Annotated in this window: 23 protein-coding genes, 1 pseudogene and 1 riboswitch; of the genes and pseudogenes, 16 read left to right on the top strand and 8 right to left on the bottom strand. The window is 41.8% G+C overall.

Translation table 11 applies throughout. The features are described from left to right. Positions 1–246: 246 nt before the first annotated feature. The 9 genes from CO692_RS15540 (at position 247) to dat (ending at position 10006) form a co-directional block, all read left to right on the top strand. Positions 247–2142 carry an endonuclease MutS2 gene (locus CO692_RS15540; protein ID WP_096742651.1) on the top strand — a complete coding sequence of 632 codons (1896 nt, stop codon included), beginning with the start codon at positions 247–249 and terminating at the stop codon, positions 2140–2142. A 288-nt stretch (positions 2143–2430) separates the two neighbouring features. Further along, a riboswitch (M-box (ykoK) riboswitch) is annotated at positions 2431–2606 on the top strand. A gap of 125 nt (positions 2607–2731) precedes the next feature. Then, positions 2732–3886: an FtsW/RodA/SpoVE family cell cycle protein gene (locus CO692_RS15545; RefSeq protein ID WP_170920146.1), complete on the top strand. Its 1155-nt coding sequence runs from the start codon at positions 2732–2734 to the stop codon at positions 3884–3886. Next, the gene (locus CO692_RS15550) at positions 3864–5057 is read left to right on the top strand and encodes an FtsW/RodA/SpoVE family cell cycle protein (RefSeq protein WP_096742652.1); all 1194 of its coding nucleotides are present in this window, start codon (positions 3864–3866) and stop codon (positions 5055–5057) included. The genes CO692_RS15545 and CO692_RS15550 overlap by 23 nt, the downstream gene beginning before the upstream one ends. Further along, positions 5054–5707 (top strand): phosphatase PAP2 family protein, encoded by a 654-nt coding sequence (locus tag CO692_RS15555; protein WP_077453464.1) that lies wholly within the window; start codon positions 5054–5056, stop codon positions 5705–5707. Before CO692_RS15550 ends, CO692_RS15555 begins: the two co-directional genes overlap by 4 nt. A gap of 1 nt (position 5708) precedes the next feature. Continuing rightward, the gene (locus CO692_RS15560; protein ID WP_081118723.1) at positions 5709–6632 is read left to right on the top strand and encodes an LCP family protein; all 924 of its coding nucleotides are present in this window, start codon (positions 5709–5711) and stop codon (positions 6630–6632) included. 204 nt (positions 6633–6836) lie between these two features. Further along, positions 6837–7253: a GNAT family N-acetyltransferase gene (locus tag CO692_RS15565; protein ID WP_096742653.1), complete on the top strand. Its 417-nt coding sequence runs from the start codon at positions 6837–6839 to the stop codon at positions 7251–7253. A gap of 77 nt (positions 7254–7330) precedes the next feature. Continuing rightward, the gene (locus CO692_RS15570) at positions 7331–7759 is read left to right on the top strand and encodes a hypothetical protein (RefSeq protein WP_186366425.1); all 429 of its coding nucleotides are present in this window, start codon (positions 7331–7333) and stop codon (positions 7757–7759) included. A 162-nt stretch (positions 7760–7921) separates the two neighbouring features. Next, entirely contained in the window at positions 7922–9022 is a 1101-nt protein-coding gene (locus CO692_RS15575; protein WP_081118721.1) for an AI-2E family transporter, read from the top strand. Between the two features lie 129 nt (positions 9023–9151). Continuing rightward, positions 9152–10006: a D-amino-acid transaminase gene (dat, locus tag CO692_RS15580; protein WP_077453462.1), complete on the top strand. Its 855-nt coding sequence runs from the start codon at positions 9152–9154 to the stop codon at positions 10004–10006. A gap of 98 nt (positions 10007–10104) precedes the next feature. Here the strand turns inward: dat and CO692_RS17755 are convergent, their stop codons facing one another. Both CO692_RS17755 and CO692_RS15585 read right to left on the bottom strand, forming a co-directional pair. Then, on the bottom strand, positions 10105–10278 hold the full coding sequence (locus CO692_RS17755) for a hypothetical protein (RefSeq protein WP_005236169.1): 174 nt from the start codon (positions 10276–10278) through the stop codon (positions 10105–10107). Next, positions 10278–10943: an NAD(P)H-dependent oxidoreductase gene (locus CO692_RS15585; RefSeq protein WP_096742654.1), complete on the bottom strand. Its 666-nt coding sequence runs from the start codon at positions 10941–10943 to the stop codon at positions 10278–10280. The genes CO692_RS17755 and CO692_RS15585 overlap by 1 nt, the downstream gene beginning before the upstream one ends. A 164-nt stretch (positions 10944–11107) precedes the next feature. Here CO692_RS15585 and CO692_RS17995 point away from each other — a divergent pair, with 164 nt between their 5' ends. Together CO692_RS17995 and CO692_RS15595 are read left to right on the top strand one after the other, a co-directional pair. Then, positions 11108–11290 (top strand): hypothetical protein, encoded by a 183-nt coding sequence (locus CO692_RS17995; RefSeq protein WP_077453460.1) that lies wholly within the window; start codon positions 11108–11110, stop codon positions 11288–11290. Positions 11291–11534: 244 nt separating this feature from the next. Next, positions 11535–11696: pseudogene (locus CO692_RS15595) on the top strand (pyridoxal phosphate-dependent aminotransferase); the annotation flags it as partial. Between the two features lie 62 nt (positions 11697–11758). On the opposite strand, the gene CO692_RS15600 reads toward CO692_RS15595, so the two are convergent. Together CO692_RS15600 and CO692_RS15605 are read right to left on the bottom strand one after the other, a co-directional pair. Continuing rightward, positions 11759–11929: an aldo/keto reductase gene (locus CO692_RS15600; protein ID WP_081118717.1), complete on the bottom strand. Its 171-nt coding sequence runs from the start codon at positions 11927–11929 to the stop codon at positions 11759–11761. Between the two features lie 185 nt (positions 11930–12114). Continuing rightward, complete coding sequence (locus CO692_RS15605) at positions 12115–13515, bottom strand: C69 family dipeptidase (RefSeq protein ID WP_086292436.1); 1401 nt, start codon at positions 13513–13515, stop codon at positions 12115–12117. 165 nt (positions 13516–13680) lie between these two features. Here CO692_RS15605 and CO692_RS15615 point away from each other — a divergent pair, with 165 nt between their 5' ends. The 3 genes from CO692_RS15615 to CO692_RS15625 all read left to right on the top strand — a co-directional run bounded on the left by CO692_RS15615 (position 13681) and on the right by CO692_RS15625 (position 15169). Beyond that, positions 13681–14100: a DUF4430 domain-containing protein gene (locus CO692_RS15615; RefSeq protein ID WP_086292435.1), complete on the top strand. Its 420-nt coding sequence runs from the start codon at positions 13681–13683 to the stop codon at positions 14098–14100. Further along, entirely contained in the window at positions 14084–14629 is a 546-nt protein-coding gene (locus tag CO692_RS15620) for an ECF transporter S component (protein ID WP_096742655.1), read from the top strand. The genes CO692_RS15615 and CO692_RS15620 overlap by 17 nt, the downstream gene beginning before the upstream one ends. A 168-nt stretch (positions 14630–14797) precedes the next feature. Beyond that, positions 14798–15169 (top strand): hypothetical protein, encoded by a 372-nt coding sequence (locus CO692_RS15625; RefSeq protein ID WP_005226207.1) that lies wholly within the window; start codon positions 14798–14800, stop codon positions 15167–15169. An 88-nt stretch (positions 15170–15257) separates the two neighbouring features. On the opposite strand, the gene CO692_RS15630 is transcribed toward CO692_RS15625, so the two are convergent. Continuing rightward, complete coding sequence (locus CO692_RS15630; RefSeq protein WP_005226206.1) at positions 15258–15530, bottom strand: hypothetical protein; 273 nt, start codon at positions 15528–15530, stop codon at positions 15258–15260. 135 nt (positions 15531–15665) lie between these two features. On the opposite strand from CO692_RS15630, the gene CO692_RS15635 reads away from it, so the two are divergent. Then, positions 15666–15863 (top strand): hypothetical protein, encoded by a 198-nt coding sequence (locus CO692_RS15635; protein ID WP_096742656.1) that lies wholly within the window; start codon positions 15666–15668, stop codon positions 15861–15863. Positions 15864–15899: 36 nt separating this feature from the next. On the opposite strand, the gene CO692_RS15640 is transcribed toward CO692_RS15635, so the two are convergent. From CO692_RS15640 to rsxC, 3 genes are read right to left on the bottom strand one after another with little or no spacing between them, the layout of a single operon-like run. Continuing rightward, positions 15900–16472, bottom strand: coding sequence for a hypothetical protein (locus CO692_RS15640; protein ID WP_096742657.1), 573 nt, complete (start codon positions 16470–16472; stop codon positions 15900–15902). A 23-nt stretch (positions 16473–16495) separates the two neighbouring features. Further along, positions 16496–17566, bottom strand: a complete 1071-nt coding sequence (locus CO692_RS15645; protein ID WP_077453450.1) for an RnfABCDGE type electron transport complex subunit D — start codon at positions 17564–17566, stop codon at positions 16496–16498. Then, complete coding sequence (gene rsxC, locus CO692_RS15650) at positions 17559–18896, bottom strand: electron transport complex subunit RsxC (RefSeq protein WP_081118711.1); 1338 nt, start codon at positions 18894–18896, stop codon at positions 17559–17561. Before rsxC ends, CO692_RS15645 begins: the two co-directional genes overlap by 8 nt. Positions 18897–19080: 184 nt before the next feature. Here rsxC and CO692_RS15655 point away from each other — a divergent pair, with 184 nt between their 5' ends. Next, positions 19081–21015: a heavy metal translocating P-type ATPase gene (locus tag CO692_RS15655; RefSeq protein WP_096742658.1), complete on the top strand. Its 1935-nt coding sequence runs from the start codon at positions 19081–19083 to the stop codon at positions 21013–21015. The last annotated feature ends 31 nt before the right edge of the window (positions 21016–21046 follow it).

Genomic DNA, 21046 nt, shown 5'->3' on the forward strand with positions numbered 1-21046 from the left:
GACAGTTTCTATATTACAATGAAAAAAACTCGTTCAAAAAAGAAAGAGGTATATTGATGAGTGTCGTAGGTATCTAACCAGCCAATTAAAATAAATAAGCAAAAACAGACTGTTTATTTGTTGTGCCTGTAGATACCGATAAAAATCGTTATTGATGAATCAGGTGATGGGAGACTGTCGCTTTTTTTGTACACTTTTTTGGACGGGGATATTACCGGGATCCTCAGGCACAAGAAAGGATCACACATGAATATACCAAAAGCAACTGAATTTGAACAAATCAAAGAACAAGTAAGTAAAAAAATAATCAGCGATTACGGCAAAGCGCGCTTTGTGAATGAAAAACCAGCAGCTACGATCCACTCTGCACAAAAACGAGTGACAGAGACCACTGAAGCGATGGCGCTATTAGCCGCCGGTCGTCAAGTGCCTTTTATGGGGCTGCAGCATGTCTTACACCATACGGAGAAAATTGAAAAAGGGTTTGTTTTAGAACCACAGGAGCTTATCGAATATGGAGACTTTTTACGATCTTTTCGAATCATCCGTCAATTGTTCGAAAAGAATCAATCGATCGCCCCAAAATTGCATCAATATGCGCAAGGTTTAGAAGACTTTTCTGAAATCGCCGAAATGATTTTCCAAAAGATTCGCAATGGTCAGGTTGATAGTAATGCCAGCCGAGAATTGCGGAAAATTCGCGGTACGATCGAAAAATATGAAGCTGATCTGAAAAAAGTTTTTGCAAAGTTTTTTAAAGAAAGTCGTTATTTACAAGAAAATCGTGTCATCAAAAAGAATGACCGATATACGTTACCCGTGCGTGCTGAATTCCAACAGCAATTTAAAGGAACGATCATCGAACGTTCCAATAAGCGTGCGACTGTCTTTATTGAACCGGAAGCAGCTGCCCGTCTGAATGATCGATTGATCTTGGCACAGGCGGAAGAAACGGCCGCTCAATACCAAGTTTTATCAGAATTGACCGGGGCGATCGCCGAACAAATGAATGCAGTATTTGCCTGTCTTGATATTTTAGTGGTACTAGATATTATTTTTGCTCGCGGAAAGTATTGTCGGGAAATCAATGGGCAACCGATAGCGATCACTGAAGAAGAAGTTTTGCTTCTTGATCAAGTCCGGCATCCTTTACTGGGCACTGATGCTGTTCCTCTATCTTTAAAACTAGGAGAAGAGAACCGATGTATGGTCATCACAGGGCCGAATGCTGGTGGTAAAACGGTTGTCTTAAAAACCGTCGGACTCGTTTGTGCGATGGCACATTACGGCTTGTTTCCAGCGCATAATGGCAACAGCAGCGTGCCGTTTTTAAAAAGTCTTTGGATGGATATTGGGGATCAGCAAAGTCTAGAAAATTCTTTAAGTACCTTTTCTGGACACATGTCGAACATTGCACAGATCATGACGAATGCCGGCCGGAACAGTATCGTTTTGTTGGATGAAATTGGCAGCGGGACTGAACCAAATGAAGGGGCGGCTTTAGCAATCGCCATTATGGAATCGATCTATCGTTCAGGGGCATTAATGATTGCCACGACTCATTATGGTGAAATCAAGCAATTTGCCCTTGACCATCAAGACTTTGAAACGGCGGCGATGGCGTTTGATGCCAAAACCCTGACGCCCAAATACCGCTTGTTGACCAATGCGGTTGGCGATAGCAATGCGTTTTGGATTGCCGAAAAAATGGCGATTCCAGCTGAGGTCGTGCAAACGGCTAAGGAGTATTTAAAGGATAGATCCTATTCTTTTGAAAAGCAGGCTTTTGTGTCGACCAGAAAACGAACCGATCCGCAGGAAGTAAAGCCTGAGCACATTTTCCAAAAGGGAGACCAAGTTTTTTCAGCAGAACATGAAAAACGGGGACTCTTTTATGAATATTTAGAACAGGGGCAAGCGAAAATTTCGATTGAGAAACAATTTTTCGTTGTTGCTGCTCGACGATTGCAACTGCTCACAAAACGAGAAGCACTCTATCCAGACGGCTATGATCTAGATCAATTATTTTTCGATTTTGCCCAACGTAAATTTACCCGAGATATTGAACGTGGGTCTAAAAAAGCGCAAAAGCAGTTAAGAAAAGCAGCACAAGAGCGTCAAGCCAAACGATCATTTGATTGATCGGCACGGATATATTTATTCAGACAGTGCAAATCAAGAAAGCAGTTCTTTTTCAATCTTTAGAAAAAGAACTGTCTTTTTTTTGGAATGACCGTTTTTTAATAACGTATATTATTGAAGGGGATCCGGTGTTGATTGAATGATGTTCATTGGTTTTTCTTTAAAGGTCGGAAAATATTCGAAATATCTAATTTCTTTAAGAAAAGTTAAAGAAAAATAAAAATAACAAAGAATAGGTTGTATCTTTATTCGAGGAAGGGTACCATTCATATTGGATTGAAAAATAACATATAACCTTGTTAGGTGAGGCTCCTATACAAACATAAGCTATTGCGCAGAAACGTCGAAAGACGCCAATGTGTAGAACAGGAATTGTCGGATTAAGGCTTTTCATAAAATAGCTAAGAAAGGAAAGAACTTTCTTTACGTTGTATAGTGCTAAAACTCGGACGATGAGATTGCTGCAAAAGTCTGACGTCCTAAGAGAAGTGAGACTTTTTTGCTTTTCTTTTGATGGATGAATCAGCTCAAAAGGCAAAATAACTGGTACCGTCTGAACACCTACTCCAAGGCAAGAGGAGTGGAAGCAATGATAGAAAAAAAGAAGATCGATTGGCTGCTGATCATAGCTTATTTGCTATTGAGCCTTATCGGTCTTTTAATGATTTATAGTGCAAGTTCTTACCGTTTATTAACGAGGGATCAGCCACCAGCGAGTTTATTCTTGCGTCAGCTTGTTTTTCTACTACTTAGCTGGGTGCTCCTTTTCATTATTCAAAGAACACGTCGAGAGATACTGCTTAGTAAGTACTTAGCGATCGGTTTGCTGGCATTTGGGATCTTTACATTGCTCTTAGCACGTGTGCCTTTTTTCGGCGTCTCTGTTAATGGTGCCCAACGCTGGGTCTCAATCGTAGGGATTCAATTTCAACCTTCAGAAATCGTGAATGTCGGTATGGTTTTGTATCTGGCTCATTACTTTCAAACAGCAAAAACCACCCTGCAGGAAATGAAGCGTCCCCTTTTGGTTTTGTTTTTGTGCTGTGTGTTGATCTTGATTCAACCAAAAGTAGCTGGGGTAATGATTTTACTTTTTTTAGCATTTGTCATGATTACTACGGTACAAGTGCCCGTGAAACTAACAGCTCTTTTATTTGGTGGCTTATTGATCAGTCTGTTCTTGATTGCCATGCTGATTATTTTTTTAGGAAACAATGATTTACTGCCCCACATGTTTATGCACGTTTATAACCGCATACGGTTAGTGGGGGATCCATTTTCCGATCCGTATAATCAGGGGTTTCAAATGATCCACTCCTACTACGCTTTGTTTAATGGTGGTCTTACTGGTCTTGGCTTAGGAAACAGCATCACTAAAAAAGGCTTTTTACCAGTAGCAGAAACAGATTTTATTTTCTCAGTTTTAGTAGAAGAACTAGGCTTGATTTTTGGTATTTTTGTAATCGGCTTATTATTCGTGATCATCTTGCGTTTATTTATGCGATCTGCTGCAATTGAAAACCCTCAAATAGGCTTGATTTTATTAGGGACGAGTACGTTACTTTTGTTGCAAACAAGTATTAATATTGCCAGTATTTTAGGTTTGATGCCGATGACGGGGGTGCCGCTACCATTCATTAGTTATGGTGGGTCTAGTTACTTTATTCTTTCATTTGCCTTTAGTTTATGCCTGAAACTAGAACGAGAGGAGGGCATCCTTAATGAAGTTCCTCAAACGTCATGAAGCAAACTATGCTTTACTGCTGCCGGTTTTCCTGCTGTTTTTGTTAAGTATCTGGGTACAACATCAAGCATCTGTGATGGATGGCAATGATCCTTCAAGGATTGTTTTGCGGCAGATCCTCTTTTGTATTCTTTCGGCGATTGCTCTTTTTGTGACGAGTTTGATTCCTACGAATTTACTCCTCCGCTTTTCTGGTCTTTTGTACTTACTATCCCTTGGTTTGATGACCTCTCTTCATTGGTTTTATGATCAAACGATGTTCGAACAAACGCACACCAAACGGTGGATTAGATTCGGTTCGTTCACGATTCAGCCTTCCGAGTTTATGAAAGTGGCCTTTATGCTCTTTATGGTCTATCTCACCTTAGTTTATGAAAAACGAAAAGCCGAACGAACGATCAAATCCGATTTGATCTATGTCACTAAGATCCTGCTATACAGCTTACCCACGTTTTTATTGATGTTTATGCAGCGGGACTTTGGAACGAGCTTGGTGTTTATCGTGATGTTAGGTGCCTTATTCATCATTTCTGGTGTTCATTGGAAAATACTGACTGTCGTGATCGGGTTGATTGCCGCTCTTGGTGCTATTTTGTTGCTGCTCGTATTCACGGAATGGGGCAATCGTGTGTTGTTTCGACTGCACTTCTCACAATACCAATTGGATCGTGTGAGAGCTTGGGCAGATCCTTTCGCTTATCAAGATTCCATCGCTTTTCAACAAGTCCGCAGTATGTGGGCGATCGGTTCCGGAGGCTTATTGGGAGCGCCAGCTACCCATACAACGGTGTATGTGCCGGTTCGTGAGTCAGATATGATCTTTACAGTCATTGGAGAAACGTATGGTTTTTTAGGAAGTACTTTAGTCATCTTCCTTTATTTTTATCTGATCTATCAAATCATTTTTGCTGCTTTAAAAACAAATAACAAAGCATCGGTCTATATTGCGATCACTTATGTGTTTGGTTTAGTTTTTCAAATTTTTGAAAACATCGGAGCGGCGATCGGTTTGCTGCCTTTAACCGGCATTCCTTTACCATTCTTAAGTCAAGGAGGCACCTCACTGATTGCGATCAGCATTGCTATGGGAATTATCTTTGGGTTAGATAAATTTCCGGCAAAAGCCAAAAATAGGTCGTATACATTAAAAGAAAGTAGGAGCTTAACATGAGTAAAACAGCAAAAAAAGGAGTGATAGGTGGAGTACTCTGCAGCTGTTTTGCATGGCTGTTTTTCCTCGTTGCATTAGAACCACACTGGTTCCAAAGCATCGACAACCTGTTTTCCCAATTGCCTCAAGGGCGGACACCTGCTGTGGAATCGATTTTTCTTCCGCTTGCCAGTACGGCCACGATCATTCCCATAGCGGCCATTCATTTTCTGTTAGCAAGTATTTTATTTATGCGCAAGCAGTATTTAGAAAGTTTATGGTTGATGGCGAACATGATTGTGATCAGTGGGGTCGGTCAAGTGATCAAGAAAGTAGTTGATCGCCCGAGACCGGATTTTGCTGACAGCATGGAGCGGGCATCAGCAAGTTTTCCAAGTGGACATACATTATTAGCGACCACTTTGATTATTTCTCTCCTCTTTTTCTTAGGGCAAACAGTTCCCGCTAAAAGAGGCAAGCGTCACTTTATCCAAAACCTGGCACTATTTCTTGGAATGATCTATTTGTTGCTGATCATGATGAGTCGGTTGCTATTCGGGGTTCATTATCCCAGTGACTTGCTAGCAAGTATTTTATTGGCAAGTGGGATCAGTTACATCACCTATGCTTTCGTCTTTTCAATCAAAAAACGTGTACTTAGGGGGAAATAAAATGAGTACAGCAAAAAAACTAATAATCATTTTCCTAGTATTGCTGACGGGAATTATTTCAGCAGGAACCGTCTATGCCATTAGGGTGTATTTTCAAGTAGAGGATGTTGCTCACTCGATCCATCGTCCGATCGAAGGACGAGAAGAGGCGGAGGTCATCGAAAATGCTGAACCTTTGAGCCTTCTTTTGTTGGGGATCGCCAATGATTCCCGGCGCAAAACCGATTTTCGTGCAAACACCATCATGGTGGCAACGTTGAATCCTGCCACGCGAAAAACCACCCTCACGAGTATTCCTAGAGATGCCTATGTGGAGATCGTGGGACAAGGATACCATGATAAAATCAATCATGCTCATTCTTTCGGTGGAGCAAAAATGATGATTGAAACCGTTGAACAATACCTTGATATACCGATCCATCATTATTTCTCCTTAAACATGGATGGGATGGCAGATCTTGTCGATGCAATTGGTGGCATCACGGTTGAAAATGAATTTGCTTTTACTGCCGAGAAGATCGATTACCCAGAGGGTACCCTTGAGTTAGATGGCTGGGAGGCACTCCAGTATACCCGTATGCGAAAAGATGATCCAGAAGGCGACTATGGACGTCAGCGTCGTCAAAGAGAAGTGACTGAAATTTTGGCCAATGAGTTAGTTTCACTTTCAAGCGTGATGCGGATTCAGGATCTGCTAACGATTATTGGAGATAATGGCGAAACGGATTTAACTTTTTCACAAATGAGTCGCCTATTCACTCAATATCAATCCGCATTAGGGACCGTCGAGTCTTACCAAATGGCTGGCAGTGGGTTCACGGGTGATGGCTTTAGAGGAGAATATGGGATTTCTTATCAAGAAGTAACGCCTGAAGAACAACAGACGACGAGCCAACGTTTAAAAAATGAGTTGTTGATTGATTAAGCTTTTGGTTTAGAAACAGAGCTAGTATATTTTTGTTCATCCAGTAAGTTAGTAATTAGAGTTGACAGCCGCTTTTCCTCAGGATACTCTTTAGTCAAGCAAGCATTACGGCTTGACGGATAGCAAGAGTTTGTCTGGAAAAGAGCTGTCAGCTCTATTTCTATTGTGCCACTTTTTCGCTATGCTGTCACAAGGAGGAGAAGTATGAAAATCGTCTTTCAAGACCACTTACCATCTGATTCAAATCAAGTACTCGCCTTGTACGAGGGGGTTGGTTGGAGCGCCTACACCAAAGAACCTGAGCGTCTTCTAAAAGGGCTAGCTCAATCACAGGTGATAACGGCCTATGTTGAAGAGCAGCTAGTGGGGCTGATCCGTTGTATAACCGATGGACAAACCATTCTTTATATTCAAGATCTATTAGTTGCACCCGAGTTCCAACGTCAAAAAATCGGTCAGCGATTACTCAAAAAAATGCTGGCGAATCATCCATCGATACGGCAAAAGGTTCTGATTACGGACAACACAGAAAAAACGCGTCGTTTTTATGAAACGTGTGGCTTTTCTTCTGTGGAAGAGCAACAAATTGCCGCATTTATCTATTTACCAACAAGCGAATAAGGGACAAGAAAATCAATGTGTCACTGAGAATGGCTTTATTTTTAGTTGGTTTGGGTTTGAAGAAGGAGTGGAGAAAAATGAAGATGCGCTTTGCGTTGCTTTTTTTGTGCCTCTTTATCGGTGTTGGCGCCTGTGGGGGAAGTCTGTTGGCGTTTAAAAGCATTGAGCCGTTAAGTAAAGGACAGACATATGCTGGTTTGGAGGCGGCCATGCTGCAAGGAACCCCCTTCACGACCTTCTTAATTCCCGGCTTGTTTTTGTTCGTTATCTTAGGCTTGGGGAATCTGATTGTCGCTATCCTGTTGTGGCATAACAAAGGATACTACGGGGCAATGCTTTTAGGCATGAGTTTAGTAGTCTGGATCATCGTGCAAGTCATCTTATTGCGAGGATGGAATGTCTTGCATCTGATTTTCTTTTTATTAGGGTTATTCCAGTTTGCTTCAGCAGTCTACTTTGTCAGAAGCATGCATCTCCCGTTGCCGTTTTCAGCTCATCAAAATTGATTAGACTTGAGAAATAAAGATGAAAAAAATTAAATTAATTGAAAGTTTGCTATGGAAAACGTGGATTTTTGAAAAAAATCTTCTTGAAATCATCCTTCGTTTTTAAAATTATGCTAAACTGAAAGAAGTTGAATTATTTTCTAGAATCAGGAGGATTTATTATTGGAGTTTCTTAAAAAATCAAAAATTTTTGCAGGTCTAGTGATTGTCTGTCTCTTAGGGATCGCGGTCTGGATCTATTCAAATATACTGTTTGTCTTTCGACCACTGGAAGCCATCTTTTCTAGTGTCTTTTTACCAGTATTGATTTCGATTTTTATTTTTTACATCTTTTTACCTTTCTTTAATTGGGTAAAAAAAAGAACGAAAAAGAAAAGCATTGCGCTATATTCGACATTGCTGCTGATCGTTTTTGCAGCGTATTTGATCGTTCAGGTGATTGGACCAGCATTAGCCTATGAGATGGGGCGTTTTATCAATCAAATTCCCATCATTATCAATTTGGTGATCGATACTATTGATCATTCTTATTTAGAAGAATTATTTGGTCCTTTTATTGATTCGATTGATATTTCCCAAGCTAGCAACTTTGCCTTACAGTTTATTACCGGGGCAACCAATAGTCTGACGAGTTTGATCTCCATCGTTTCTCATTCAGCGATCGTCTTGTTTACGATCCCACTGTTATTAGTGTATATGTTTAAAGACGGTGAGAAAGTTCCTGATTTTTTGGCAAGTAAGACACCGAAAAACTATCAAGGCTTAATGCGACAACTTTGCAGTGATTTCCATCAAGCAGCGTCAGCGTACATTGGTGGGAAATTGTTGGTTTGTTCTTACGTTGCAGTTTCTAGCTATTTGATTTTTTCTTTGCTAGGTTTGCAGAATGCGTTGCTTTTAGGCCTGATTTGTGGTGTTCTGGACATTATTCCTTATTTTGGTCCCTTTATCGGAGCGGCACCAGCCTTTTTATTTGCGTTAAGTCAAGACATTCGAACAGCTATTTTTCTGATTGTCGGAATCACGATCATTCAGTTAGGTGAATCGTATCTTGTTTCACCATTAGTAATGAAAAAAGTATTGCATATCCATCCAATCATTGCGGTGTTTTTATTATTGATCGCTGGCAACTTGCTTGGATTTGTGGGCATGATCGTGGCACTGCCAGTGTATTCGATCGTGATGGCAATGTCTGGTACATTGTTGCGCTTTTTTCAAGAGCGAAAATTAGAACGATCTGTAATTGATAAGGATTCATTATAACGAAAATGTTCTACCTTGCTGTTGGAGTGATCTCCATCAGCAGGTTTTTTTGTTTTTAAGCACTACGTAGCATGGCTTCAAGACAAATGCTATACTTATTGAAACGAGAAGGACGATAGGAGTGAGGAAATGAAGGTTTTATGGAATGATCAAATCGTTGATCGAGAAGCGGTGAAAATTGACATTGAAGATCGCGGTTATCAGTATGGTGACGGAATCTATGAAGTGATTCGAATCTATAATGGTCGCTGCTTTATGTTAGGGGAACATATGATTCGCTTAGAAAGTAGTGCGCAAAAAATTAAGCTGACGTTGCCTTATACGATTTCCCAATTAACTGAAAACCTTAAGTTACTGGTTAAAACCGAAGGAATCACAGAAGGAGAGATCTATCTTCAAATCACCAGAGGAATCGCCTCTCCCCGCAATCACGAGTTTCCGTCTGCTGGAGCAGTCAAAGGAGTCGTAACCGCAAATGTGATCCCCTTTGAACGACCTTTGGAAATGCAGCATGCAGGGCTATCTGCGACTGTTCTTCCAGATGAGCGGTGGTTGCATTGTGATATCAAATCATTGAGCTTGTTAGGGAATCTGTTAGCGTTAGATCAAGCGATCGAAGCGGGGTTCGATGATGCACTCCTTCAACGAGATGGCTTTTTCACGGAAGCTTCGGCATCAAATCTCTGGTTTGTCATTGATGGTATCGTCTATACGCATCCCGATGGACGCTTAGTACTACCAGGTATCACGAAAATGAAGGTGCTACAGTTGTGTCAGCAATTAGAAATTGCTTATCGAGAAGAACCTGTCCCTGTTGAGGCACTAAGCAACGTGCAAGAGTGTTTTTTGACCAATTCTGTCTGGGAAATTGTGCCTATCGTCAATGTAGATGGGAAATCAGTTGGCAATGGCACTTTGGGTTCGATCACGAAACGTTTGCAAGCAGCCTATATCGCTGCTACAAAGAGTACGTGCGAATCCTAGTTAACAAGCAAAAGAAACGATGCAAAAAACTTTGGCCCACCCAGCATGTTTTATGGCTAGGTGGACCAAAGTTTTTTTCTTGGATACAAGTGCAGATTTTACCATTCACTAGGATTCCACAATTTTCCGTCAAGTTCTCCTTGTTTCAATTCGATTCGAATTTCTTGCTGATGAAGCAACTTCTCTAGTTCTTGCAAAAATGCTTTTTCGTGATAGTCAGCTGTTTCTTTTATTGACTGCTCTATCAGTGGCTTTAGCCATTCGTGATCCATCACAGCACCTCCAATTCAGTTAAAGCATCTTCTAATTCGGTCAACGTTTCATGGTTTTCCTGTAACAGGGATAGCAAAGGAGCAAGCTGCGGTTTTTCAGAAACCAAATGCGCCAGTTTCTCGCTAAACCATTGTTGCTTTTGATCAAATGTAAAGGGAGCCGGCATTGATAACAATTGTTGATAGGCAATGACAAAGGCTCGTTTCTCTTGCTCTGTTTTATACATCAGTTGATCGAGGACAATGATGGGGAGTACCGTCATTTGGTGTTTTTTTGCCATAAGTACCAGTGGGTGTAAAATTTCATTGAAGGTCGTATTTTCTCGACCACCTAGCTGAAATTCTTTGGCGGCAACGCCAGTAGAAACGGCGAAACTGATTTCCTTGCCCGCCAATGCAGGGGCACATTTTTCCCAAACCGTATCAATCCAATCTTTCATTTTTGCTGGAACGCTGTACCAATATAAGGGGAATTGTAAAACCAAACGATCGCATGTTTGCAGCAGCATCCGTTCATCGGCAAGAGAAAAATCAGAAAGACCATCAAGAAAATGCATGGTGACGTTAGGAAGCTTGGCACTTTCACTAAAGAATCGTTGGGAAAGCGAATTGTGGAAATTCGGATGGCTGGCTACCACTAAAGTTTTTATCATGAGACTGATCATCCTTTCCTATTACATGTACCATATTTTACCAAAAAGAGAAACTAGTCTGCTTTTCTTTTTGCCGAAGTTCTTCTCTTTTAGTTTCGTTTAAGGTACTTCTTTTATACTTGTTATAAGAAAAAGCCAGTAGCGGCTTAAGCGTGATAGAAATGAGGGAATAGAGGATGGAATCAAATGATCCCTTGATGAAAGGTCTAGCAACTATAATAAGGATCGTTGCAAATACAGTGAACTATGTCGAAAATGGACTTGCCAGTTGCAAACAACGAATTGATGGAAAGCGTCATACGCAAGAAAATGATTACGGAAACGGGCAAGAGTTTACTGAAGTGACTGTCTACAGATGACCGATGCAGAGAAAATAACAAAGATGGCTCACTCATCAAAGGGTGAGTCCTTTTTTGCAGGACGGCAAATTGCCTTCAACTGGGGTGTTTGCTTGGATAACGATCGATAAAGAAGTAAAAAGAATCGTAGAGAGAAAATCGCTGAAGCAACAATGTGATGTGGAAATTATTCAATTTCTCGTAGAAATAGAGCCAATTAATATAGTCAGCCTTTTTAGTTTCTTAGTCCTACTGAAAGAAGCCGATGGCAGAATTGCAGCAACGAATGATTCGTAAGGGAAAAGTTGCGATTATGTCAGGGGAAATCTATGGGAAAGAGGGGAGAAATTTTTTGCGCCTAAACATTGGCTGTTCGCGAGAAAAACTCATTGATGGCTTGAAACGATTCACATTGAGTTTGACCTAACAAAAAGAACCCACTGAGCAATCAGAAAGATCCTGTATTCTTTCTGATCGCCAGTGGTTTTTTTAGTCTTTCGTCGTGCGGGGAGTCATTGCAGTAGTAACGGGGAGTGGTTCAACGACATGGAAATAACCTTCTTTGTCTTGAATGATCAGCATATCTTGCTGACTCTTGCTCTTGATGATCTCACCTTTAACAATTTCGTTGGTGACAGTCCGATAAATGCTTGTAGTCATGTTCATTCCTCCCAACGGTTTTTACCAATTGGTCTTCCATAGGGGGACCAGTACAAATCAATTGCTTGATTTGTACCAGCAAGGAAAAAGAAAACGAATTGGTATCTTTAGTATAGGAGAGCAATGTTTAGATTGCTGCAATTCCATGTAAAGTTTTTGTTAATCCTTTTATTTTCAGCGATTGACTAATCGGCTAAAGAAAAACGCAAGGCCATTTTATTACTGCCAGACTCCACCATTTTTCCTAGTAACGTTGTTGCATTTTTTAAATACAGTTCAGCCATCTCAGCGTTGGCTTCTTCAAGCAGACGAGTAGGCTCCTTTTCAGCGGAAGCTTTACAATCAGTTTCTTGTTGGATGCGGCGACAAGCCGCCATCGTTTCCATTTCAAAACGGTTGGCAAGATCACTATAGCGATCGTAGTCGCTGTCCCCAATCAACGCCAAGGTGCGTCCTAACCAATAGCTATTTGTTGGATCGTAGGTCTTTGTCGTATCGCAATAGCCAAGTGGGGTCTTAGTGATAGCTGCATAAAATGGCACAACGCCGTTGAAGGTATTGGGACCAAAGGCGAGCCAATGAATGCCAGCGATTGCTGCAGGCACGTGGTTGCGGATCTGCAAAATATGGACTTGCTGGTTGCGATTGAGAGCAATCGATCGGAATTGTGTTTTTTGTGTCTCGGTTCCTGTACCGTAAGGGTCAAAAGGCGTATTTTGGAAGTGGGAGCTCAATGCCCATTTTACATCTTCCACGGATAGCTTTTGTTTTGGGTAGCATACAAACGGGAGCTCTTGATTGATCGGTTCAGCAGCTGTTCCGCTAAAGTGTTTTTGAATGTACCATGCCCGCGGGTTATTGTAACGGGTATCTTTTTCTGATGAGCTGCCAAAAATATGGCGTAGATTGATACCTTCAAAATCAGGATTTAATTGATAGTCTTCAATCAACTGTTCGAGATCCTGCGAACACAACGTCATTTCTGAGGCGAAATCGAAGTGATCAATGTTTAAGCGATTGGGTGCCACGACATAGGCATCATCGGGTAGGCGAACAGCTGCCCAGTGATGTCCACCGATGGTTTCCATATACCAAATTTCCTCGGCATCAGAAAACGCGATCCCGTTGGCTTCATAGGTACCATAGGTTTCTAAGAGTTCCCCTAAGCGCAAAACACCTTCTTTAGCGGAATGGATGTAAGGCAGTACGATGCTGACGAAATCAGCTTCCCCGATACCATCTTCCACATATGGATCAATAGCCAAAACGCGTGAATTGGTTGTGATCGTTTCTGTCGCAGTCATGGCGATATTTTCTTCATTGATTCCTGAAGCTGCCCAGACTCCTTGGGATTCATCTGCTTCAGGTGTCGAAGTATAACGTAAGGGATCCTTAGGTAAACGAATTCGACAGCCGCTTAAAACGGCGTAAAATTCATTTCCTTGCTGTTCTGGAGTGATAACGACGAATTTTTGCGGTTCCGAACCGCTTCCAGAATCTTCATTACGGGCAATCATGGTCGAGCCGTCGATCGATGCTTTTTTTCCTACTAGTAAAGTGGTACAGGACGCTTTTTTTCTATCCATCTTTCCAACACTCCTTCATTTCTTCTTACGAATGATTGAAGCTAGTATACCCATAGTCTCATGGTTTTACAATGCTTTCTATAGAGAGGAACAAAAATATTTCGCCTTTTTTATTTATTTTTAGTACAATAAGGTGTTGTAAAAGTAATCAAAGGAGCCATTATTATGAAGAAAACAGTTATCTTTAGTTATATTTTTTTACTTAGTCTGGTTTTTGCCGGCTGTGCCAAACCATCGATGGATGCGGGAAACTCCTCCAGTGACTCTTCGTCAGTCCAACAAAATGCCGAAGAGCGCACTGCCCAAATCAGCTTCAATAATAAAAGTGAAGAGCAAGACCGGGAGATTGATACCAAAACGGTCACTTTTAAAGAAGGGGTTTCTTTGATGACCATCATGAAAGACAACTTTGACTTGGAAGAAAATCAAGGGATGATCACCAGCATCGACGGTTTAGCGCAAGATGAAAAAGCTGGCTATTATTGGACGTATACAATCAATGATGAAATGATTACAACTGGGGCGGATGATACCTTTTTAGGAAACAACGATAAAGTGGTTTTCACCTATGAAAAATTCGAATAAACTACTTTCATTTGCTGGAAAAGAAATTGCTTATTTAGGGCTGCTTGTGGCAGCGGCCGTCGTCGGCAGGACACTTTTTCAACCCTTACCCAATGTTCAACCAATGACGGTGATCTTTTTATTAGTAACCATCCATTTAGGTCTTCGTCGTGGATTGATCGTTTGTCTGCTCTCGATGCTGATTACCAATTTTTACATGGGAATGGGAATATGGACGATCGCTCAATTAGTTAGTTATGCAATCATTATTTTGGGGATGTATCTGTTGTCAAAAAGCAAGCTGTTTATGAAACGGTTGCTTTTACAAGTCAGCTACAGTGTGTTTGCAGGGTTTGCTTATGGCTTTGTGATATCTTGGATCAGTGTCAAACTTTACGGGTTTCCTAGTTTTTGGGCTTACTATTTTCAAGGATTGAGCTTTGATGCCCTGCACGCAGTAGGCAATGGCATTTTTTATTTGTTACTAGCACCGATCTTTCTACGGCTTTTCCAACACTACTATCCAAAGAAAAAAAGCGAAGGGCACTAAGCGCTTCGCTTTTTTGTTGCGTTTGCTAGTGTCAGGCAAAAACATCTATGTCTAGAGGAAAAGTCTTTGACGATCAAACGAGATAAAAGGGGCTATGTGAGGAAACAAGCAGGCATATTGTTGTGCAAAAGCGGTTTCTGCAGGTATCCTTAAGGTATCTAAGGAAGGATGTGGCTTTTGATGAAATGGATCGTGAAAAAAGATGATTTAGAAAGCTACCGCGCGAAGTTCCATGGAAAACTGGCTGGTTATGCCGAGGAAGCCAAAATGATTGCCCTGCCAACCCCAAAGTATTTTATCGTGGTGGTTGACGAAGAAAAAATCCACTTGATTCAGTTAGATCTGCAATTTCATGAAAAAGGGATGCAGACAATTATGATCCATGAGATCACAAAATTACAATTAGGCGGTGTGGTAAATAAAAAAGTCCAGATTCAGACACCTTCGACCACTGTCAAATTAATGATCAAACCGTTGGCGATCGGTATCAAAGAGGAGCAAAAAGCCTTGATCGATCGGTTTACCAGAATGTCGCGATAGACTTCGGAGGAATAGAGAGGAAAATCAGCTGGATTTTTTCAGAAAAAAAAGCAAGGGCAGTTGCCTGCACTTGCTTTCGTGAGTCCTGTTATTCTGGCGTACCGACGATTTTAATAAACTCATCGATATTCTTGATTTTCATATGCTTGATCACTAACTGTTCCCGCTTGTTCCATTTCCCTTCGACTTCTAATTGGTATTTATTTAATGGAAGGCGTAAGACATAGCTGGCTAAGTAGCGATCCTTAATAATGCAATTTACGATTTTGTGGTCTTCTAAAAGTTGGATACCTGTCAGCATCATTGGCGTTTCTTGAAAAACGCGGCTATTGACTAACAATCCAGTGTGGGTTTCGTTCATGGAATCTTCCTTTCTGATAAACCTAGGGTAAATCATCTTTCTGTCTGTTATGTTACCTGATTTGCATCAGAAAGGCAATTCCTATAGTAAATCCTCGTTATTAAGTATCATGTAAAAAGAAAGGGGGCAAAAGGAATGGTTGGGTATAATCGTTTCTCAAATGAGTTTCAAAAGGCTTCGAGAGAACTCCGTGAAGGGAAGAAGTCCAAAAATGCCAATAAAGGGCTGCGAACCCGACAAAAAATCGCTGCTGAAAAAGAACAAAAAGCACAAAATGCTTTTTCGACTGGTTTTTTGATCGGTTCCTTCAGAGAGCTATTCCGCAAAAAATAAGCAAGTTCCGCTGCCAAGGCGGGACTTGCTTTTTGTTTAGAATAAATAGTTGAAGAAGACACCGTTGAGAAAGGAAAAGCTCAGATAAAATAGAAAAAGTGTTACGATATCCAGTGGGAAACCTTTTAGAATTGGCGGAATTGCGGCAATTTGATTCCGTGTATGAACCCCTGACAAAGCACAAGAAAAGAGGAAATACATGCCTACAGCAACAAATAAATTGGTTAAATAATCGGTATAGGGAAATTGGGTCACGGTAGCGATCGTCAGCAAGAAGACACTGACTAGGATCGTCTTTTTTAGATCAGTCGTCAAGAAATACTTTTTTGCAGGAACGATCAGTAAACACAAGCCCCCCGTAATCAAGGCGATGATGGCAGCACTTACCAAGTTGGTGACCACTTGATTGCCATAGACGAAACGATTTTGAAGCAAAAGATAAAAGCTTAACCCACTGAACAAGTAAGCGACCGCAATGATCCCTGAGAGGAAAACCACCCGTGTCGTCACGTTCGGTTTTTTCTCTTTGACGGTCGGCGCCAAATTTTGACAGGCGTAATTTGTGAGTAGAATGACTAGAAAGACCACTAGCCGATTGGCGATCATCATAAGGAACCCTCCTTTTTTGCGATTTAGCTCATGATTTTAAGGTTGAACGGGGTCTTTTTTCCTTCCCCTAATATGCGAAGGCGTAAGAAGCGATCAATAAGTGGGGTGAAACAATTCATGATCAAGATGGCATAGCTCATGCCTTCATTTGTAAAACCAAAGAAACGGAAGAGGACAACGAGGAGGCCAACGCCTAAGGCAAAAAGATTTTCTCCTGCTTTTGTTCCTGGGGTCGAAGAATAATCAGTCGCCATATAAATCGCACCCAACATGGCACCACCACTGATGATATGACCGATGACCGTTTGCCAACTGCCAGTAAAAAGTCCTTCTGGACCAAGGATAAAAGCAAAGAGCCCGATCGTCGCAAAGATAATCAATGGGATACGAGGGGAGATGATTTTCTTGTAAACGAGAAAAATTCCACCCAGCAGTAAAAGCAAGGCACTGGTTTCACCGATTCGCCCCCCGGTAAATCCTAAAAAGGCATCCACTAGTTCAGAGCCACTCAACGTTTCTCCCGCTTTCATGACAGCTAACGGCGTAGCACCGGAAACAACATCGTTCGCTGTAGCCTGCGAAACGACATCTGGTGCGATGCTACCGAATGGTGGATCAGGCCAACTGATTAGAAACATTTGGTTATAAAACAAGCCAATCAACAGGGCTCGACCGCCGAGGGCTGGATTTAGAAAATTATAACCAATACCGCCAAAAAATTCTTTGACGATGATTACGGCAAACGCTACACCAATCACTGGGAAATACCAAGGTGCGGTTGGTGGGAGGTTCATGGTTAAAAGCAAGGCCGTCACGACGATGCTTAAATCGAAGCGAAACGGCCGTTTGACAAGATAGGACCAAAGACCGTCGGCAGAAAATGCCGTAGCTAGCGCAATGAAAAACAAACCGTATACCTTGAGCCCAAAAAGATAGCCAGAGAATAAAACTGCTGGTAATAGGGCTAGTACCACACACCCCATGATCTTAATGGTCTCATCATTGCTGCGAATATGGGGGCTTGGGGGCGTTTCTTGATTTTTCCGCTGTTGAAAGAGACGCTCACTATCAGAATCCTTGTAGTAATCAGGCACTTTCCTTCGCCTCCTTTTGCAGCTGGGCAACTTTGCCTTTTGCGGCAGTGATATTGGCAGCTAAGGAACGTTTGGCTGGGCAGACGAAGGTACAGGCACCACAATTGATACATGCTTCTGCCAACAGTTCTTCACATTTTTGATAATCCCCCGCTCGATAAAACTGATCGATCTCCATCGGCATCAGGCGCATCGGACAAGCTTCGACACATTTATTGCAACGAATGCAGGGGTTTTCGGCATAGAGCCAATCGGTTTCTTCATTAAAAACAACGATGCCGTTGCTGCCTTTGGTGACCGGAACTTTCAAGGTTTTGACGGATTTTCCCATCATTGGTCCACCAAGAATCAATTTGCTGGGGGCGCCTTGAAAGCCGCCGGCAAAGTCGATCAATTCTCCTGCGAGTGTTCCTAACGGATTTTTGACGATGCAGGGATTTTGAACATCGCCGGTAACGGTTGTATAGCGTTCAATCAACGGTTTGTCATAACAGACCGCTTCGGCGATGGCAAAGCTGGTGGCAACATTGATCAAGACGATGCCAATATCGGCAGTCAAACCACCTAATGGCACCTCTTGATCGGTCAATAACTCTACTAACTGCTTTTCACCACCGGTTGGATAAACAGTTGGGACAGTAACGACTTCTATCGTGTCATCCTCTGCACTTGCGGCTTGCATAGCTGAAATGGCTCTTGGTTTGTCATCTTCGATGCCTATTATAATTTTTGGACCAGCTAATAATTTTTGGGCGATCTTTGCGCCGTGAATGATTTTTTTGGCTTCTTTTTGCATTAAGAAAGCATCACTGCGTAGGAACGGTTCACATTCAGATCCATTTAAGATCAAAGTATGGATTTTTTTTGTTTCATCAATACTGAATTTGACATGGGTGGGAAACGTTGCACCGCCTTTGCCGGCGATGCCGCCTTGACGGATTTTGTTGAGGATGGTTTCGTTAGCAGCAGATTGCCAGTCGAAGGGGACAGACAAAAAATCATTTTGGTAAGCATAATCGTTTTCAATGATGATGGTTTTTCCTTCTTCATTGTTTTGATTCGGCCAATCGACCATGTCGACGATTTTACCCGAAACAGATGCATGAATTTTGGCAGATACAAACGCATCAGTCTCAGCGATCACTTCCCCTTGTTTGACATAATCGCCAACGGAAACGATCGGTTCCACCGGGGCACCGATATGTTGTGCTAAAGGGATAAAAACCATCGTGGGTGAAAAGGTAAGAATTTCATCTTGTTCGATCATTAATTTTTCTTTTAACATTTTTAATGGGGGACTTAGTGAAATACCGCCAGTAAATGTTCTCATAACCAACACTCCTTTCTCTCCTAAGTTTATTCTAGCATGCCGTAAAGAATCACAAAACCCAAAACGCTTACATTTCACAAGAAAAACTTCTTTCGGTTGACATATGATTGTTTATTCATATATAATAAGTGTATAAATATGATTGATTGTTCATATGTTAGATGGACTAGAGGAGGTTTTGATGATGGCTGAACATACTTGTCAACATAATCACACAAAAACGGAGGGACATTCTCATACTCACGATCATGGGACTCTTCCGCGTAACGTTTATTTTGCAGGCTTACTGCTCTTTATACTGGCACTTTTTGTTCCGAACCAATGGGTGAAAGATGGTTTTTATTTTGCAGCGGTTTTATTAGCGGGCTATCACATTTCTTGGGAAGGGATCGAAGATACCATAAAAAGTACCAGAGCCAATCGGCGCTTCACACCGAATGTACATCTTTTGATGTTGTTGGCAGCGATTGGTTCCATGGTCATAGGAAATTTTAATGAAGCCGCTTTGTTGATTTTGATTTTTGCAGGTGCTCACTTCTTAGAAGAATACGCCGAGGGCCAAAGTCGAAGAGAAATCACCAATCTTCTCAAACTGAATCCCACGGAAGCCCGTTTGATGGGTCCAGATGGAAAAACCAAAAAAATTGCCGCTTCAGAGATAAAAAAAGGGGATATTTTGCAAGTGCTGCCTGGTGATCAGTTAGCAACAGATGGCGTAATTCTTTCTGGAACGAGTGCCATCAATGAAGCCTCGATCAATGGGGAAAGTATTCCTCGAGAAAAGACTACAGGAGACGAAGTCTATGGGAGTACGATTAATGGAAACGGCACATTTTTGATGGAAGTCACGAAAGACAGCTCTGAAACAGTCTTCGCAAAAATTCTTTCAGTGGTGGAAGCGGCGCAATCAAATCAATCACCGACCGAAACACGAATCAAAAAAATCGAACCAATCTATGTAACAGTTGTTTTCATTGCAGTCCCTTTGTTCATTTTGACTGCACCGTTTCTATTTGGTTGGGATTGGTATACAAGTTTTTATCGTGGGATCGTAATGATGATTGCCGCTTCTCCTTGTGCTTTAGCGGCAAGCGCTGTCCCTGCTAGTTTGTCGGCGATCTCAAATTTAGCAAAAAAAGGGATTCTTTTTAAAGGGAGCAGTTACTTGACTAATTTTGCTCAGATCAAAGCGGTGGCTTTTGACAAAACGGGAACATTGACCGTCGGAAAACCTACAGTCACCGAAGCCGTTTTCGCTGATAGGATCGATCAAGCAGAGGCAGCAGCAATCATCGTTTCGATGGAAAAGCAAGCCAACCACCCATTAGCAGATGCGATCGTTACTTATTTCGAGAAGACAGAGAAAATACGAAAAATCGAACAGTTGACTGTCACAAACGAGATTGGTTCCGGGTTAGGTGCCGTCGCAGGAACAAAAACCTATCGATTAGGAAAAAGAACCGAAAACACCCAGTTCACGGGTTTGATGGAGCAACAGTACCGTCAATTGGAAGCGCAAGGAAAAACAATGGTCGTGTTTTCCATCAACGAAGAGGTTACGGCAATCATCGCATTGATGGATGAGCCGAACGAACAGGCAGCTTCTGTGATTCATTATTTGAAAAATGAAGGTATCCATACTGTTATGATCACCGGAGACAGTGCCTCTGCTGGTGAAGCAATCGGTCAGCGCTTAAAGGTTGACCAAGTGGCTGCCAATGTTTTGCCTGAGAACAAAGCGGAAGCGGTACGAGCACTCCAAGAAGCATACGGACAAACCGCCATGGTGGGTGATGGTATCAATGATGCTCCTGCACTCGTTCAAGCAGACATCGGCTTTGCGATGGGGGAAGGGTCAGATGTTGCGATTGAAGTAGGAGACGCAGTGATCATGAAGAATGACCTTTCACGTTTTGCATATGCCTATCGCTTAGCGAAGAAGATGGATCGGATCATTTGGCAAAATATTTTCTTCTCCATGTTTATCGTCGCGTTATTAGTCGGCTTGAATCTATTCGGCATGATGAACATTGGGTTGGGGGTATTTGCCCATGAAGGCAGTACATTGATTGTATTGTTCAACGGGTTGCGCCTTTTGCGTAAACTGCCAGAAGCATAAAAAAAGCGGCTATCGAAAGATAGCTGCTTTT

This window comes from Enterococcus sp. FDAARGOS_375 (genome assembly GCF_002393265.1).
In the GTDB taxonomy this organism is placed as follows: domain Bacteria; phylum Bacillota; class Bacilli; order Lactobacillales; family Enterococcaceae; genus Enterococcus_D; species Enterococcus_D innesii.

Bases quoted from the DNA above. Each gene is read 5' to 3' on its own strand.
- CO692_RS15540 (WP_096742651.1), top strand. From the start codon at position 247: ATGAATATACCAAAAGCAACTGAATTTGAACAAATCAAAGAACAAGTA.
- CO692_RS15545 (WP_170920146.1), top strand. From the start codon at position 2,732: ATGATAGAAAAAAAGAAGATCGATTGGCTGCTGATCATAGCTTATTTG.
- CO692_RS15550 (WP_096742652.1), top strand. From the start codon at position 3,864: ATGAAGTTCCTCAAACGTCATGAAGCAAACTATGCTTTACTGCTGCCG.
- CO692_RS15555 (WP_077453464.1), top strand. From the start codon at position 5,054: ATGAGTAAAACAGCAAAAAAAGGAGTGATAGGTGGAGTACTCTGCAGC.
- CO692_RS15560 (WP_081118723.1), top strand. From the start codon at position 5,709: ATGAGTACAGCAAAAAAACTAATAATCATTTTCCTAGTATTGCTGACG.
- CO692_RS15565 (WP_096742653.1), top strand. From the start codon at position 6,837: ATGAAAATCGTCTTTCAAGACCACTTACCATCTGATTCAAATCAAGTA.
- CO692_RS15570 (WP_186366425.1), top strand. From the start codon at position 7,331: ATGAAGATGCGCTTTGCGTTGCTTTTTTTGTGCCTCTTTATCGGTGTT.
- dat (WP_077453462.1), top strand. From the start codon at position 9,152: ATGAAGGTTTTATGGAATGATCAAATCGTTGATCGAGAAGCGGTGAAA.
- CO692_RS17755 (WP_005236169.1), bottom strand. From the start codon at position 10,278: ATGGATCACGAATGGCTAAAGCCACTGATAGAGCAGTCAATAAAAGAA.
- CO692_RS15585 (WP_096742654.1), bottom strand. From the start codon at position 10,943: ATGATCAGTCTCATGATAAAAACTTTAGTGGTAGCCAGCCATCCGAAT.
- CO692_RS17995 (WP_077453460.1), top strand. From the start codon at position 11,108: ATGGAATCAAATGATCCCTTGATGAAAGGTCTAGCAACTATAATAAGG.
- CO692_RS15600 (WP_081118717.1), bottom strand. From the start codon at position 11,929: ATGACTACAAGCATTTATCGGACTGTCACCAACGAAATTGTTAAAGGT.
- CO692_RS15605 (WP_086292436.1), bottom strand. From the start codon at position 13,515: ATGGATAGAAAAAAAGCGTCCTGTACCACTTTACTAGTAGGAAAAAAA.
- CO692_RS15615 (WP_086292435.1), top strand. From the start codon at position 13,681: ATGAAGAAAACAGTTATCTTTAGTTATATTTTTTTACTTAGTCTGGTT.
- CO692_RS15620 (WP_096742655.1), top strand. From the start codon at position 14,084: ATGAAAAATTCGAATAAACTACTTTCATTTGCTGGAAAAGAAATTGCT.
- CO692_RS15625 (WP_005226207.1), top strand. From the start codon at position 14,798: ATGTGGCTTTTGATGAAATGGATCGTGAAAAAAGATGATTTAGAAAGC.
- CO692_RS15630 (WP_005226206.1), bottom strand. From the start codon at position 15,530: ATGAACGAAACCCACACTGGATTGTTAGTCAATAGCCGCGTTTTTCAA.
- CO692_RS15635 (WP_096742656.1), top strand. From the start codon at position 15,666: ATGGTTGGGTATAATCGTTTCTCAAATGAGTTTCAAAAGGCTTCGAGA.
- CO692_RS15640 (WP_096742657.1), bottom strand. From the start codon at position 16,472: ATGATGATCGCCAATCGGCTAGTGGTCTTTCTAGTCATTCTACTCACA.
- rsxC (WP_081118711.1), bottom strand. From the start codon at position 18,896: ATGAGAACATTTACTGGCGGTATTTCACTAAGTCCCCCATTAAAAATG.
- CO692_RS15655 (WP_096742658.1), top strand. From the start codon at position 19,081: ATGGCTGAACATACTTGTCAACATAATCACACAAAAACGGAGGGACAT.